This is a genomic window from Streptomyces litchfieldiae (genome assembly GCF_031845365.1).
GTDB lineage: Bacteria > Actinomycetota > Actinomycetes > Streptomycetales > Streptomycetaceae > Streptomyces > Streptomyces litchfieldiae.
In genome coordinates this window covers 136,605-151,353 of the sequence record NZ_JAVREL010000016.1, presented here as the reverse complement: position 1 = coordinate 151,353, position 14,749 = coordinate 136,605, and the positions used below count along the sequence as shown (strand labels likewise).

At 70.6% G+C, this 14,749-nt stretch carries 14 protein-coding genes; 11 read left to right on the top strand and 3 right to left on the bottom strand.

Features of this window, described 5'->3' with window-relative positions:
* Positions 1 to 23: 23 nt before the first annotated feature.
* Positions 24 to 806, top strand: coding sequence for a maleylpyruvate isomerase family mycothiol-dependent enzyme (locus RM590_RS25155; protein WP_311706984.1), 783 nt, complete (start codon positions 24 to 26; stop codon positions 804 to 806).
* Between the two features lie 272 nt (positions 807 to 1,078).
* On the top strand, positions 1,079 to 2,098 hold the full coding sequence (locus RM590_RS25150) for an NAD-dependent epimerase/dehydratase family protein (protein WP_311706983.1): 1,020 nt from the start codon (positions 1,079 to 1,081) through the stop codon (positions 2,096 to 2,098).
* A gap of 3 nt (positions 2,099 to 2,101) precedes the next feature.
* Here RM590_RS25150 and RM590_RS25145 read toward each other — a convergent pair whose 3' ends face one another.
* Positions 2,102 to 3,469: a hypothetical protein gene (locus tag RM590_RS25145; RefSeq protein ID WP_311706982.1), complete on the bottom strand. Its 1,368-nt coding sequence runs from the start codon at positions 3,467 to 3,469 to the stop codon at positions 2,102 to 2,104.
* Here RM590_RS25145 and RM590_RS25140 point away from each other — a divergent pair.
* Together RM590_RS25140 and RM590_RS25135 are read left to right on the top strand one after the other, a co-directional pair.
* Entirely contained in the window at positions 3,425 to 3,865 is a 441-nt protein-coding gene (locus RM590_RS25140; RefSeq protein WP_311706981.1) for an SPASM domain-containing protein, read from the top strand. The genes RM590_RS25145 and RM590_RS25140 overlap by 45 nt on opposite strands.
* Positions 3,866 to 3,869: 4 nt before the next feature.
* On the top strand, positions 3,870 to 4,667 hold the full coding sequence (locus RM590_RS25135; RefSeq protein ID WP_311706980.1) for a protein kinase: 798 nt from the start codon (positions 3,870 to 3,872) through the stop codon (positions 4,665 to 4,667).
* 214 nt (positions 4,668 to 4,881) lie between these two features.
* Here RM590_RS25135 and RM590_RS25130 read toward each other — a convergent pair whose 3' ends face one another.
* Positions 4,882 to 5,871, bottom strand: coding sequence for an NAD(P)-dependent alcohol dehydrogenase (locus RM590_RS25130; protein WP_311706979.1), 990 nt, complete (start codon positions 5,869 to 5,871; stop codon positions 4,882 to 4,884).
* Positions 5,872 to 5,986: 115 nt separating this feature from the next.
* Positions 5,987 to 6,691 (bottom strand): TetR/AcrR family transcriptional regulator C-terminal domain-containing protein, encoded by a 705-nt coding sequence (locus RM590_RS25125; RefSeq protein WP_394813970.1) that lies wholly within the window; start codon positions 6,689 to 6,691, stop codon positions 5,987 to 5,989.
* A gap of 336 nt (positions 6,692 to 7,027) precedes the next feature.
* Here RM590_RS25125 and ccrA point away from each other — a divergent pair, with 336 nt between their 5' ends.
* From ccrA to pssA, 7 genes are all read left to right on the top strand, one after another.
* Positions 7,028 to 8,383, top strand: a complete 1,356-nt coding sequence (ccrA, locus tag RM590_RS25120; protein ID WP_311706978.1) for a crotonyl-CoA carboxylase/reductase — start codon at positions 7,028 to 7,030, stop codon at positions 8,381 to 8,383.
* A gap of 1 nt (position 8,384) precedes the next feature.
* Positions 8,385 to 10,397, top strand: a complete 2,013-nt coding sequence (locus tag RM590_RS25115; protein ID WP_311706977.1) for a protein meaA — start codon at positions 8,385 to 8,387, stop codon at positions 10,395 to 10,397.
* The gene (locus tag RM590_RS25110; RefSeq protein ID WP_311706976.1) at positions 10,394 to 11,353 is read left to right on the top strand and encodes an HpcH/HpaI aldolase/citrate lyase family protein; all 960 of its coding nucleotides are present in this window, start codon (positions 10,394 to 10,396) and stop codon (positions 11,351 to 11,353) included. The genes RM590_RS25115 and RM590_RS25110 overlap by 4 nt, the downstream gene beginning before the upstream one ends.
* An 18-nt stretch (positions 11,354 to 11,371) precedes the next feature.
* Positions 11,372 to 11,881: a MaoC family dehydratase gene (locus tag RM590_RS25105; RefSeq protein WP_311706975.1), complete on the top strand. Its 510-nt coding sequence runs from the start codon at positions 11,372 to 11,374 to the stop codon at positions 11,879 to 11,881.
* Between the two features lies 1 nt (position 11,882).
* Positions 11,883 to 13,097, top strand: a complete 1,215-nt coding sequence (locus RM590_RS25100; RefSeq protein WP_311706974.1) for an acyl-CoA dehydrogenase family protein — start codon at positions 11,883 to 11,885, stop codon at positions 13,095 to 13,097.
* 156 nt (positions 13,098 to 13,253) lie between these two features.
* The gene (locus tag RM590_RS25095) at positions 13,254 to 13,901 is read left to right on the top strand and encodes a phosphatidylserine decarboxylase (protein ID WP_311706973.1); all 648 of its coding nucleotides are present in this window, start codon (positions 13,254 to 13,256) and stop codon (positions 13,899 to 13,901) included.
* On the top strand, positions 13,888 to 14,742 hold the full coding sequence (gene pssA, locus RM590_RS25090; RefSeq protein ID WP_394813967.1) for a CDP-diacylglycerol--serine O-phosphatidyltransferase: 855 nt from the start codon (positions 13,888 to 13,890) through the stop codon (positions 14,740 to 14,742). The genes RM590_RS25095 and pssA overlap by 14 nt, the downstream gene beginning before the upstream one ends.
* The last annotated feature ends 7 nt before the right edge of the window (positions 14,743 to 14,749 follow it).

Genomic DNA, 14,749 nt, shown 5'->3' with positions numbered 1-14,749 from the left:
ACGTGGACTCGTAGCCTGGCCTCATGCCTCGCTGGAGCCTGGACCGCTACCGCGCCGAGATCCTCGCCCAGACCGACCTGTTGCGTGCCCTGGTGAAGGACTCCGATCCCACCGTCCGCGTGCCCACCTGTCCTGAGTGGAATCTCGGCCAGTTGCTGCGGCACGTCGGCGGCACCCACCGGTGGGCGGAGACCATCGTCCGTACCCGGGCCACCGAACTCGTTCCCGACGATCTGGTCAACGATGTCTTCGGCTACGGCGACAAGGACCCGGCCGTGCTCGACGCATGGCTCGCGGACGGCGCTCGGGCGCTTGACGAAGCCCTGGCCGAGGCCGGCCCCGATGTCCGCGTATGGACCGTGGTTCCCGACCAGCCCCTGGCGTTCTGGGCACGGCGCATGCTGTTCGAGACCGTCGTCCACCGCGCCGACGCCGCCTGGACCCTGGGAGCCCGCTACGAGGTCGAGGCGGCGGTCGCGCGGGACGGGCTCGACGAGTGGATGGGGTTCGGCACGCTCCCCGAGGTGTACGACGTCGCGGCGGCCGAACCGCTGCTCGGCGCCGGCCGCACTCTCCACTTCCGGGCCACCGACCAGCCGGCCGACGAGTGGCTCGTCGACCTGACCGGTGACGCACCCACGTGGCAACACACCGGAGGCGACGCGGCCGTCACCGTCTCCGGTCCGCTCGCGGACCTGTTGCTGCTCGTCTATGGCCGCCCCGTCGACGAACGGGTCGAGGTCTCCGGCGACACCGCCCTGCTCGGCCTATGGCTGGAGCGAACGGGCTTCTGGCTCCACGAGTGAGCCACGCCGCGCCCGGCGTGCTGGCGATCGAGGACGGCTTGATCGGTCACGGTGGGATCCGCGTGGACGACACCGTGGTGTTGGCGTTCGAACGGGCCACCGCGGCCGGCGGGCAGGTCGTCACCGCGCCGGCGGGCAGCGCTTTCGGACAGCGTGGCGGGCGCGTCAAGGACCCCTTCGGCTCAGCGGTCGTCGCCGCGGACGCAGCCGCGCCCCCGAGACACGACAGGACGTGCTGGTGTCCGCTGGCATCGCGCGGGCAGGATCGGCGCATGCGGATTCTGGTGATGGGCGGTACCTGGTTCCTCGGGCGGGCTGTTGCCGAGCAGGCCGTGGCGCGTGGGTGGAAGGTGAGCACATTCAGCCGCGGGCGTTCGGGGAACGACGTGCCGGGCGTCGTCCCGGTCCGAGGTGACCGCACGGTGACGGCCGACCTGGCGCGGCTGGCCGAGGCCGGGCCGTGGGATGCCGTCATCGACACCTCGTCCGCCGACTTCGCTCCGCGCACCGTGCTGGCCGGGGCGCGGGCACTTGCCCCGGTAGTTGGGCGGTATGTGTACCTCTCGACGGTCAACGCCTACCGGGGCTGGCCCAACGAACCCCTCTCGGAAGCCTCGGAACTACTGGACGCGCCGGCGGACGCCGGTGAGGAGTTCGGCCGGACCGGTTCCCCGGCGGCTTACTACGGCACACAGAAGGCGGGTTCGGAACGAGCGATCGAGGAGACGTTCGGTGCCGGACGTGTGGTGCTCCTGCGGCCGGGCGTCATTCTGGGGCCCGGGGAGTATGTCGGGCGGCTGCCGTGGTGGCTGCGCCGGGCCCACCGGGGCGGCACGGTGCTCGCGCCCGGCGATCCCACACGGACCATCCAGCCGGTGGACGTCCGCGACGTCGCGGCGTTCGCCCTGGACCGGGCCACGGCCGGGGATGGCGGTGCGTACAACGTCGCCGCGCCGATCGGCCGGGAGACCATGGGCGGTTTCCTGACCGCCTGCCTGGAAGTGACCGGTGCGCGCGGTGAGCTGCGGTGGATGCCGGACGAGGTCCTGGTGGAGCACGGGGTGCGGCAGTGGACCGAACTACCGCTGTGGCGCACCTCCCCGGGGGCATGGGCGGTGGACTCCACCAAGGCGACGGCGGCCGGGCTGCGGTGCCGACCACTGGCGGAGACAGTCGCCGACACATGGGCCTGGCTGCGGGACGGGGGAATGCCGGTGGAACACCCACGATGGGCCGAGCACGGCATCACGCCGGAGCGGGAAACGGCGATCCTGTCCGCACTCGGCCAGTGACCGCTACCCGCCCAGAGCGGCCAACGGCGAACCGGGACCGAGACTGCGCGCCCCGGCTCCAGCGGTGAAGTCTTCGACTCGCTGGCCGAGTTCACGGGCGGCTGTGGCCCCGGCCAAGCCGCCGCTCGTCAGATCGGCCCTCAGGCCCACCATGCGTTGGACGAGACCGAGGGTGCGCCAGGACCCGTTGAGGGTGAAGACCGGCTCCACCGCTGCCAGGGCACCGTCGAGTTCGCCGCGCAGAACGCGGGCGCGAGCCAGGTCCACCGCCGCCTTCCCTCGCAGCCCGGGTTGCTCCTGCGATGGCTGGGCATCCATCAGATCCAAAACGTGGGAGGCAGTTTCTTCGGCGCCGGGTGCATCGCACAGCAGAAGATAGGTAGTGGCGGCGGACATCGCCGCCCGAGCCAAGGGCATGCCGAACTCGCCGCCCACATCGTCATGGAGGTCATCCCGGACGCCGGAATCGCACTCACCAGCCGCCCGGATGGCGCGCCGCGCGGCGTCAGCGTTTCCCAGGTGGGCGTGGGCACGTGCTGCAATGGTGGCCAGCCGCACGCCGGCTGTATCGCCAAGTCCCCCAAATTGCTGGGCGGTCGCCACCAGCCGGACGGCGTCGGTGGGGCGGCCGTCCCAGTAGGCCAGGTAGGCGAGCGCTCCGTGCGCGTATGCCTGGAGCGGGCCGTGGTCGATCACCTCGCCGTACAGCGCCGCGGTACGCGCTAGCTGAACGGCGGGGGACAGGGAACCCAGGTCGAACGAGGCCGAGGCCATCAACGCCGCCGTGGCCCCCGCCTGGAGATAGAGACGTTCCCGCTGGCGGGGACGCTGGGTGCGGTCCAGCATCGCCTGCGCCAGCCGCAGCAGCTCGCGTCCCCGCTGGTAGGAATCCAGCGGCGAGGTGCTCGGATACCGCCTCGCCAGCCCTCGAACGTCATCTTCGATCTGGTCGATGGTCAGGTCAGGCAAAGCTTGCGCGGCTGCCTCGCCGGCGTGGTCGGCTGCATCCCGTGCGGTCATCCTGATCTCCATTTCATCAATTGCGGGTGCGCTGGGCAGAGGCGGGATCTCCTCGGGCGGCGGTGCCAGAAGCTCAGTCGCCGGACGCTTGAAGAGGTGATGCAGGATCGCCGGTGCCGGGCTGTTCGGCAGAGTCCGGATCCGGCCGGAGGTCCACCGCCGGAACGTCTGCTCCGCCACGGTGACCGACGCGATCGACGGGTCGCCCGTCGCGACGGACACCTCACGGGCCGCCTGCTCGTAGGCCCGGCCGAACTGCATATACGTCCAACCGCGCCGAGCGCACAGCGCATCAGCGCGGCCCGGGTGGACCTCGAAGCCCTCGGCGTGACCAGAATCGGCGCCGATCACGTCCGCCCCTTCGGACGGGGCGCCCAGGACCAGGCCCCGGACCCCGCCGGCCTCTGTGGGCGCTGCGGTGACGGCAGGGCCGCGATCGGCCCCAACGGCGAGGTCTCCCCTTGCGTCCTCTCCGGCTGGATGACAGTCGGCAACGTCCACGACGATCCCCTGGCCACTATCCTCGGCGGCACCGCCATGACCAGCGCCAGCGCAACCATCCGCACCTCCGCCCGTGCGGAAAGGAAGTGTCGGCCCGACAAGGAAAAGTGCTACCCCGACCAGACCCCCTGTTACCCGGCTCAAGGCCCCTGCGCGCCGGACCAAGCCCCTCCCACGCCGTGCTCCCCCATGAATCAATGCAATCCTGGTTACGAAACCGATAAGTGCTTCCCAGACGGATACTGACAAGATGACCCGCAATCCCGGCCCGGAGTTCTGGGCGTTGATTCACCCGCACACCGGAGATCCAGCGGGCACAAGGCACACCTCGCGCGGAGACTTCTCCGACCTTACGACCGTGGTGGAGTGCGAGAAGGGACCGTTCTTCGTCAAGGCGATGCGGAACCGACCTGGAGGCCGCTATGACTCCATCATCCGCGAGAAGCTGATCAATCCTTTCGTTCAGCCAATCTGCCCAGCACTTCTGTGGACGGCGGAGGACGAGGAGTGGATCGCGCTCGGCTTCGAGGTCGTGGACGGCAGACAGCCGGACATCGGGCCGGGATCATCGGACTTGCCAGCGATCGTCGATCTTCTCAACCAGATCGGGGAACTCGGCTTGCCCGAGATCGCCCGAGACTGGCACGAGACCAGATGGGACCGGTTCACCGGTGATGAGACGGAAGCGGAGCTGTTCCGAGGAGACGCACTGCTCCACGCGGACATCAACCACACCAACCTGCTCATCGGGGAACGCGCCTGGGCGGTCGACTGGGGCTGGCCGACCCGGGGCGCGGCGTTCATCGACCCGGCCATGCTCGTCATCCAGTTCGTCGCGGCGGGGCACAGCCCTCGGGCCGCTGAGGCGTGGGCGGCGAACTGCGAGGCATGGGCGAACGCGGACCCGGAAGCCATCGATGCCTTCGCCGCCGCCAAGACGCGCATGTGGTGGCAGCTCGCCTGGCAGAGGCCCGACAGGCCGTCACGCAAGGCGCTGGCGGAGGCGGCCGAGGCGTGGGCCAACCACCGGGGCGTGACAGTGCTCTGAGGGCGGGAGTCCCGTGCCCGCATGGCCGTCGGCGTGGAAAAGCCGCCGGACGGCGTCGACTTCGACACGGCCCGCCGTCATCGGCATTCCGCGCGCGGGGACGGCCCCCGGCGCCCCGACGGGCCGGACCGTGCTCGTGGCGGGCGGCGCGGGAGCCGTGGGCCACGTGGCAACACACCGGCAGCGACGCCGCCCCCGGTCCGGGCAGGGGTTCTCACGGCACGGTGACCACGGCCTTGCCGCGGGCATGGCCCTGCTCCACGTGGCGCACGCCCTCGGCCGTGTCGGCCAAGGGGTAGGTCCGGTCGACCACCGGCGTGACCTTGCCGGCCTCGATGAGCGCGGTGACGGCGAGCAGGTCCGCGTGGGTCGGCCCGGACGGGGCCGACGGGATGATGGGGCGGAGCCGATGCCGGACGAACGGGTTGACCACCATCAGTCGCAACAGCGAACCCACCGCCCCGAATACGTGGCCGGGCGAGCCACCGCCGTTGGCCACCAGGGTCCCTGTCGGGGTGAGTACCCGGCGCAGTCGGCCGAGCGGGCGGTTGCCCACGTTGTCGAGGATCACGTCGTAGCGCACGCGCCCGTCGGTGAAGTCCTCCCGCGTGTAGTCGATGACGTGCGTGGCGCCCAGTGAGCGCACCAGGTCGGCGTTGCGGGCGCTGCACACCCCGGTGACCTCCGCGTCCAGGGCCGCGGCGATCTGAACGGCGAACGTGCCCACGCCACCGGCGGCCCCGTTGACCAACACATGCCGCCCGGCCCGTACTTGGCCCACGGTCCGAATGCCGCGCAGGGCGGTCACCGCCCCCATGGGCACGGCCGCGGCCTGTTCGAACGTCAGGCTCGCGGGCTTGGGCACCAGCAGATCCGGGGTGGTGCGCGCGTACTCGGCGAAGGAGCCCGGGCAGAAGCCCAGGACCTCGTCGCCGGGCCGGAGTCCTCGCACATCGGCGCCGACCGCCTCGACCTGTCCGGCCGCGTCGATTCCGGCCACCCGGGACTTCGGCCGGGTCAGCCCCACGGCTCCCATCAGCCGCGCCACGTACGGATCGCCGCGCATCATGTGCCAGTCATAGGGGTTCAGCGCGGCGGCACGCACCCGTATGAGCACGTGACCGGCCCCGATCTCGGGCCGGTCGGTGTCCGTCAGCCGCAGGATGTCCGGCGGGCCGAACCGCTCCTGAACGATCGCTTTCATCAGTCGTCCCCATCCCCTCCGGAGGTGTACGGCGTACACCTCTGATGCCACAAAGGTAGGTGTACGGCGTACACCCGTCAACGGGCAGGGAGAGATGGAACGGAGAGAGAGGCGCTCAGCCCTTGGACCCGGTCGCGCCCAGCAGCCGCTCAAGGCCGTCCAGGGTCAGGTCCAGAGCGAACTCGAACTCGAACTGGTCGTCGCAGCCCGAGCCGACGACGGACTCCTGGTCGTGGGCGACCGCCATGGCCAATTCGGTGATGTGGGGGTAGCGCGCGGCCATTTCCTCGGGCGGCAACGCGTCCGGATCCGGCTCGCGGCCGGAGCTGTCCTCGAACAACTCCTGGGAGAAGCCCAGCAGACGGCTGCCCATCACGTGCATCGCGTGATGGACGAGGTCGATCGAGAATCCCCCGGCACGGAAAATCCCGATCATCGAGTCCAGGTACTCCATGACCGCGGGGGTCGGGGCGGCCCGCGCCTTCATCCGCGACTCGATGACTCCGGGCGCCCACGGGTGGCGCAGCAGCATGCGGCGGGCCGACAGCACCCGCTGGCGAACGGTGGTCTTCCAGTCGGTGTCGCGGGCGGGCGGGTCGATCTCACCGACGAGGACGTCGATCATGCCGTCCAGCAGCTCGTTCTTGTTGGCCACGTGCTTGTACAGCGCCATGGGCACGACGCCGAGCGCCTGCGCGATCTTGCGCATGCTGAGCGCGTCGACTCCGCCTTCGTCGGCCAGGGCGACGGCGGCGCCCAGAACCCGCTCCCGGTTCAACGGTGCGCGGGGCCGCGGGACGGCACCGGCCTGCGTGGCCATCTCCACCATCTCCTCTCGCGCGAGCAAACTCCGAATGTACAGCGCCCCGATGTGGGCCGGATCCGCCGGCGGCGACCTGCTCATCTGTGCGCGACGTGGTGACTGATGAGCGAGATTGTTGGCACGCAGTGTCTTGTCGACTGGCACGCCGTGCCATAACGTGAGGGTGTCCGGGCGCAGTCCCACCGCAACTCGCGGGCGCCCGGCACGGCTTGCGTCACAGGCCCCCCGTGCGATCCCGCACGGCCACAGCAGCTCCGCCGGACCGACGGCACAGCGGTTCTCGCGGCAGCGCGCCGCGTTCCTGTCGTCAAAGCCTTGCGTTCGGAGGCACCCGTGAAGCACATCCTGGACGCGATCACCGCGTTGGACAGCTCGGACAGCACACCGGAGGACTTCGCCGCGCTGCCGCTGCCCGAGTCCTACCGCGCGGTGACCGTGCACAAGGACGAGGCCGCCATGTTCGACGGCCTGCCCACCGAGGAGAAGGACCCGCGCGAGTCGTTGCACCTGGACGAGGTCCCGGTGCCCGAACTCGGGCCCGGCGAGGCGCTGGTCGCCGTGATGGCCAGCTCCGTCAACTACAACTCCGTGTGGACCTCGATCTTCGAGCCGGTCCCCACGTTCGCGTTCCTGGAGCGCTACGGCAGGCTCTCGCCGCTGGCCAAGCGCCATGACCTGCCCTATCACGTCATCGGCTCGGACCTGGCCGGGGTGGTGCTGCGCACCGGCGCGGGCGTGCACTCCTGGCGCCCGGGCGACGAGGTCGTGGCCCACTGCCTGTCCGTGGAGCTGGAATCCGCCGACGGGCACGACGACACCATGCTCGACCCGGAGCAGCGCATCTGGGGATTCGAGACCAACTTCGGCGGCCTGGCCGAACTGGCCCTGGTCAAGGCCAATCAGCTCATGCCCAAGCCGGCCCACCTCTCCTGGGAGGAGGCCGCCGCACCGGGCCTGGTGAACTCCACCGCCTACCGGCAGTTGGTCTCCCGCAACGGCGCGGCCATGAAGCAGGGCGACAACGTCCTGATCTGGGGCGCCAGCGGCGGCCTCGGGTCCTACGCCACCCAACTCGCGCTGGCCGGCGGCGCGACGCCGGTGTGCGTGGTGTCCAGCCCGGAGAGGGCCGGCATCTGCCGCGCCATGGGCGCCGAGGCCATCATCGACCGCTCCGCCGAGGGCTACCGCTTCTGGAAGGACGAGCACACCCAGAACCCCCGGGAATGGCGGCGGTTCGGCGCCCGCATCCGCGAACTGACCGGCGGCGAGGACGTGGACATCGTCTTCGAGCACCCCGGGCGGGAGACGTTCGGCGCCAGTGTCTACGTCGCCCGCCGCGGCGGGACCGTGGTCACCTGCGCCTCCACCTCCGGATATCAGCACGTCTACGACAACCGTTACCTGTGGATGAGCCTCAAGCGCATCGTCGGCTCGCACTTCGCCAACTACCGCGAGGCGTGGGAGGCCAACCGCCTCGTCGCCAAGGGCCGCATCCACCCCACCGTCTCCCGCACCTACCCGCTGGAGCGGACCGGGCAGGCCGCCCACGACGTGCACCGCAACCGCCACCAGGGCAAGGTCGGCGTCCTGGCCCTGGCCCCGGCCGAGGGGCTGGGCGTCCGCGACCGCGCGATGCGCGAGCGCCACCTCGCCGCCATCAACCGCTTCCGCGCCGACGGAGGCGAATGACATGGCCGGGAAACGCGACCGCCCCTGGCTGATGCGGACCTACGCCGGGCACTCCAGCGCCGAGGCGTCCAACGAGCTGTACCGGCGCAACCTCGCCAAGGGCCAGACGGGCCTGTCCGTCGCCTTCGACCTGCCCACCCAGACCGGCTACGACCCCGACCACGTCCTCGCCCGCGGCGAGGTGGGCCGCGTCGGCGTGCCGGTCGCGCATCTGGGCGACATGCGGCGGCTGTTCCAGGACATCCCGCTGGACCGCATGAACACCTCCATGACGATCAACGCCACCGCCATGTGGCTGCTCGCCCTCTACCGCACCACCGCCGAGGAGCAGGGCGCCGACCCCGCCGCCCTGGCCGGCACCACGCAGAACGACATCGTGAAGGAGTACCTCTCGCGCGGCACGTATGTGTTCCCGCCCGGGCCCTCGCTCCGGCTGACCACGGACACCATCGCCTACGCCCTGCACCACCTGCCGCGCTGGAACCCCATCAACATCTGCGGCTACCACCTCCAGGAGGCCGGCGCCACACCCGTCCAGGAGATCGCCTACGCCCTCTCCACGGCCATCGCGGTCCTGGACGCGGTGCGCGACTCCGGCCAGGTGCCGCCGGAACGGCTCGGCGACGTCGTCGGGCGCGTCTCGTTCTTCGTCAACGCGGGCGTGCGCTTCGTCGAGGAGATGTGCAAGATGCGGGCGTTCACCACGCTGTGGGACAGCATCACCCGCGAACGCTACGGGGTCACCGACCCGCGGCAGCGGCGGTTCCGTTATGGCGTGCAGGTCAACTCGCTGGGCCTGACCGAGGCGCAGCCGGAGAACAACGTCCAGCGCATCGTGCTGGAGATGCTGGCCGTCACCCTGTCCCGCGACGCCCGCGCCCGGGCCGTTCAACTGCCCGCCTGGAACGAGGCGTTGGGCCTGCCCCGGCCCTGGGACCAGCAGTGGTCGCTGCGCGTTCAGCAGGTGCTGGCCGAGGAGAGCGACCTGCTGGAGTACCCGGACCTGTTCACCGGCGGCGAGGTGGTGACCGCCCGCACCGAGGAGTTGGCCGCGCTGGCCCGCTCCGAGATCGGGCGGATCGAGGAGATGGGCGGCACGATGGCCGCCGTGGCCTCCGGCTACCTCAAGTCGGAACTGGTCGCCGCGCACGCCGCTCGACGGGCCCGCATCGAGTCCGGCGAGGAACGCGTCGTCGGCGTCAACTGCCACCGTTCGACGGAGCCCAGCCCGCTCACCGCCGACCCCGTCACCGCGGTCCACACCGTGGACCCCACCGCCGAGGCCGGGGTGATCGCCGCCCTCGGCGACTGGCGGGAACGGCGCGACGGCCCCGCCGCGCGCCGGGCGCTGGACGCGCTGCGGCGGGCCGCCGAGGGCCCGGACAACCTGATGCCCGCGTCCCTGGCCTGCGCCCGGGCCGGCGTCACCACCGGCGAGTGGGCCGGGGCGCTGCGCGAGGTCTTCGGCGAGTACCGCGCCCCCACGGGCGTCGGCGGCGCGCCGGTGACCGCGCCGGCCGGCGGACTCGGCGACGGCCTGGCGGAGGTGCGGCACCGGGCGGCCGCCACCGCGCGGGAGCTGGGCGTCGGCCGGCTCCGGCTGCTGATCGGCAAGCCGGGTCTGGACGGCCACAGCAACGGCGCCGAGCAGATCGCGGTGCGCGCCCGGGACGCCGGCTTGGAGGTGGTGTACCAGGGCATCCGGCTCACACCGGCGGAGATCGCGGGCGCGGCGGTGGCCGAGGACGCCCACTGCGTCGGCCTGTCCATCCTGTCCGGCTCGCACGCCGAGCTGGTGCCCGATGTCCTGGCCCGACTGCGTGCGGCCGGCGGCGGCGACATCCCCGTGGTGGTCGGCGGGATCATCCCGGCCGCCGACGCGGCGGCGCTGCGCGCGGCCGGCGTCGCGGCCGTCTTCACCCCCAAGGATTTCGGCATCACGGAGATCATCGGCCGTATCGTCGACGAGATCCGCGCCGCCCACCGGCTCGACCCCCTGGAGGTTTCCCCATGAGCACCAACCGGCTGCGACCCCGGCGTTCCTGCCTGGCCGTTCCCGGCAGCAACCCCCGTTTTCTGGAGAAGGCCCAGGGCCTGCCGGCCGACCAGGTCTTCCTCGACCTGGAGGACGCCTGCGCCCCCCTGGTCAAGGAGAGCGCCCGGACTTCCGTCGTCAAGGCGCTCAACGAGGGCGACTGGAGCGGGAAGACGCGGGTGGTGCGGGTCAACGACTGGACGACGCACTGGACCTACCGCGATGTGATCACCGTGGTGGAGGGCGCCGGGGAGAACCTGGACTGCGTCATGCTGCCCAAGGTGCAGGACGCGGGCCAGATCTCGGCGCTGGACCTGCTGCTCACGCAGATCGAGAAGACGATGGGCCTGCCCGTCGGCCGCATCGGCATCGAGGCCCAGATCGAGAACGCCCGGGGCCTGGTGAACGTGGACGAGATCGCCGCCGCCTCGCCCCGGCTGGAGACGATCGTGTTCGGCCCGGCGGACTTCATGGCGTCGATCAACATGAAGTCCCTGGTGGTGGGCGAGCAGCCGCCCGGCTACCCGGCCGACGCCTACCACTACATCCTGATGCGGATTTTGATGGCCGCCCGCGCCAACGACCTCCAGGCCATCGACGGCCCCTATCTCCAGATCCGCAACGTGCCCGGTTTCCGCGAGGTCGCCGGCCGCTCGGCGGCGCTCGGCTTCGACGGCAAGTGGGTGCTGCACCCGGGCCAGATCGACGCGGCGAACGAGGTGTACTCGCCCTCCCAGGAGGACTACGACCACGCCGAGATGATCCTCGACGCCTACGCGCACGTGACGTCGCACGAGGGCGGCGCCAAGGGCTCCGCGATGCTCGGCGACGAGATGATCGACGAGGCGAGCCGCAAGATGGCGCTGGTCATCGCCGCCAAGGGCCGCGCCGCCGGGCTGCGGCGCACCACCGTCTACGAGCCGCCCACCGAGTAGGTTTTGTCCGGAGGAACGATGCGATTCGGCCGCACCTTTGACGAGTTCACCGTCGGGGACGTCTACCGGCACTGGCCCGGCAAGACGATCACCGAGTACGACGACCACCTGTTCTGTCTGCTCACGATGAACCACCACCCGCTCCACCTGGACGCCAACTACGCGGAGTACTCGGCCGAGTTCGGGCGCAACGTCGTGGTGGGCAACTACGTGTACTCGCTGCTGCTGGGCATGTCCGTGCCCGATGTGTCCGGCAAGGCCATCGCCAACCTGGAGGTGGAGTCGCTGCGGCACCTGGCCCCGACCTACCACGGCGACACGCTCTACGGGGAGACCACCGTGCTCGCCAAGACGCCGTCGCGCTCGCGGCCGGGCCGGGGCGTGGTCTCCGTGGAGACGCGCGGCCACAAGCAGGACGGCACGCTCGTGTGCGTCTTCCGCCGCAAGGTAATGGTGCCGACGGCCGCGTATGTCGCCGCGCACGGCGGCGAACAGCCGGGGCGGCCCGAGCCGCGCGGGGAGGAGTGAGATGGGCAGGCTGGCGTACACCGAGGGACTGACCGACATCCAGCGCGACATCGTCGCCACCGTGCGGGAGTTCGTCGACAAGGAGATCCTGCCGGTGGCCACCGGGCTGGAGCACCGCGACGAGTACCCGACCGAGATCGTCGCGGGGCTGCGGGACCTGGGGCTGTTCGGGCTGATGATCCGCGAGGAACACGGGGGCCTGGGCGAATCGCTGCTGACCTACGCGCTGTGCGTGGAGGAGCTGTCCCGCGGCTGGATGAGCGTGTCCGGCATCATCAATACGCACTTCATCGTGGCGTATCTCATCGACAAGTACGGCACCGACGAACAACGGGCGCACTTCCTGCCGCGGATGGCGACCGGCGAGGTGCGCGGCGCGTTCTCGATGTCGGAGCCGGGGCTCGGCTCGGATGTGGCCGCCATCACCTCGCGGGGCGTGCGGGCCGGCGGCGGGGACGACGCGTTCCTGCTGACCGGGCAGAAGATGTGGCTGACCAACGGCGGCTCCTCGACGCTGGTGGCCGTGCTGTGCCGCACCGACGAGGGCCTGCCCGCGGACGCGCCGCCGCACCGCTCGATGACGACGTTCCTGATCGAGAAAGAGCCGGGTTTCGGACAGATCGCGCCCGGGCTCACCATCCCCGGCAAGATAGACAAAATGGGCTATAAGGGCGTCGACACCACCGAGATGATCATGGACGGCCTGCGCGTTCCGGCCGACCGGGTGCTCGGCGGCGCCACCGGGCGGGGTTTTTACCAAATGATGGACGGGGTGGAGGTCGGCCGGGTCAACGTCGCGGCGCGCGGCTGCGGCGTCGCACAGCGCGCCTTCGAACTCGCCATCGCATACGCACAGCAGCGTCACACCTTCGGCAAACCCATCGCACAGCACCAGGCGGTGCAGTTCCGGCTGGCCGAAATGGCCACCAAGGTCGAGGCCGCGCACGCCCTGATGGTGCGGGCGGCCCGGACCAAGGACTCCGGCAGGCGCAACGACCTGGAGGCGGGGATGGCCAAATATCTCGCGGCCGAGTACTGCAAGGAGGTCGTGGAGGACGCGTTCCGCGTTCACGGTGGTTACGGGTTCTCCAGGGAGTACGAAATCGAGCGCCTCTACCGGGAGGCCCCAATGTTGTTGATTGGTGAAGGAACGGCCGACATACAGAAAATGATCATCGGCCGGCGGCTGTTGGAGGAGTATCGGACGCCGGGCTGAATATCCCCTTTTGGCACCGCCGGAAGACCGCCGCACATGGGGTTTCCGGTCTTGACCGGCCTGCTGGCTTGCCGAGTTGCGGCCCGAAACCTATAGCATCGTCGGTAGCCGCTTCGCTTCGGACAGGTGCGGCTTCCCACGCTACGAAGGTCATCCATGCCTCACCGCTCATCTCCCCTATCCGGCGGCCGGGTACGTCTGGCACGCGGCGCCTCCCCCTGGCTCGTGCCGGCCCTCGCGGCCGCCACGGTCAGCCTGGTGAAGGCGCGCCGCTCCGGCCGCTGGGCCGCGGCGGCCGTCCCCACCACCGCGCTGGCCGCGAGCATGCTGTGGTTCTTCCGCGACCCCGAGCGGGAGATCGGCCGGGGCCGGGTGATCTCCCCGGCCGACGGCGTGGTGCAGAGCATCACGCCGTGGCACGACGGACGCATCCGGGTGGCGATCTTCATGAGCCCGCTCAACGTCCACGTGAACCGCGCCCCCGTGGCCGGGACCGTGGCGTCCGTCGAACACATCCCCGGCGGGTATGTGCCGGCGTTCGACAAGGAGAGCGAGAACAACGAGCGCGTCGTGTGGCGCTTCGGCAGTGAGCTGGGCGACATCGAGATGGTGCAGATCGCCGGCGCGGTGGCCCGGCGCATCGTGCCCTACGTGCCGCAGGGCTGCAAGGTCGAGCAGGGCGACCGCATCGGCCTGATCCGTTTCGGCTCGCGCGTGGACGTCTATCTTCCGGAGGGCATCGAGCCCGCCGTGGAGGTCGGCGAGCGCACCACAGCGGGAGTGACGCGCCTTGACCGTGATTGACCGCAAGTCGCGCGCCGCGTGGGCCGAGGCCGACGACGAGGAGGCGGACGACGACGGCATGCCGTTGTCCATGAGACTGTCGATAGCGGACACTCTCACCCTGTCGAACGCCACCTGTGGCTTCCTCGCCGTCTACTTCACCACCACCGGCATCCTGATCCCCCACCTGACCAACAGCGGCGACGCCGGAGTGGTCCGCAACAACGCGGCCACCGCCGTCCTGCTGATGCTGCTGGCCTCCGTCTTCGACCTGTTCGACGGGCTGGTGGCGCGCAAGCTGCGGGCCTCGCCCATGGGCGCCGAGCTGGACAACCTCTCGGACCTGATCAGCTTCGGCCTGGCCCCCGCCTACTTCGTGCTCGTCTGGGGCATGGTCGTCGGCGACGTGCACGAACCGCTGTCCGCGCTGGCCGCGACGGTGGTGCTGCTCGCGGTGATCCTGCGATTGGCCAGGTTCTCGTGCGTCACCATGCCCAACGGCGTCTTCCAGGGCATGCCCAGCCCCTTCGGGGCGCTCACCGTGGTCTCCATCGTGCTGCTGGAGCTGCCCTTCACGCCGACGCTGCTGGCGATCGTCGGGGTGGCCTGGCTCATGGTGAGCCGCGTCGAGTACCCCAAGCCGCGCGGCACCCTCGCGGTCGCCATGCTGTGCTGGATCGTGCTGAGCATGGCCCTGCTGACCGCCTGGGCGTTCGACGCCCCCGGCGGCCTGCTGATGCTCCAGACCGGCTGCTCGCTCCAGCTCGTGCTGGGCGCGGTGATCCCGCTGTTCGCCATGGTCCGCCGCGTCTACGCCTTCCGCGACAACCGCCGCGAGGCCCGGGCCGCGGCCGACACATAGTCTCTCC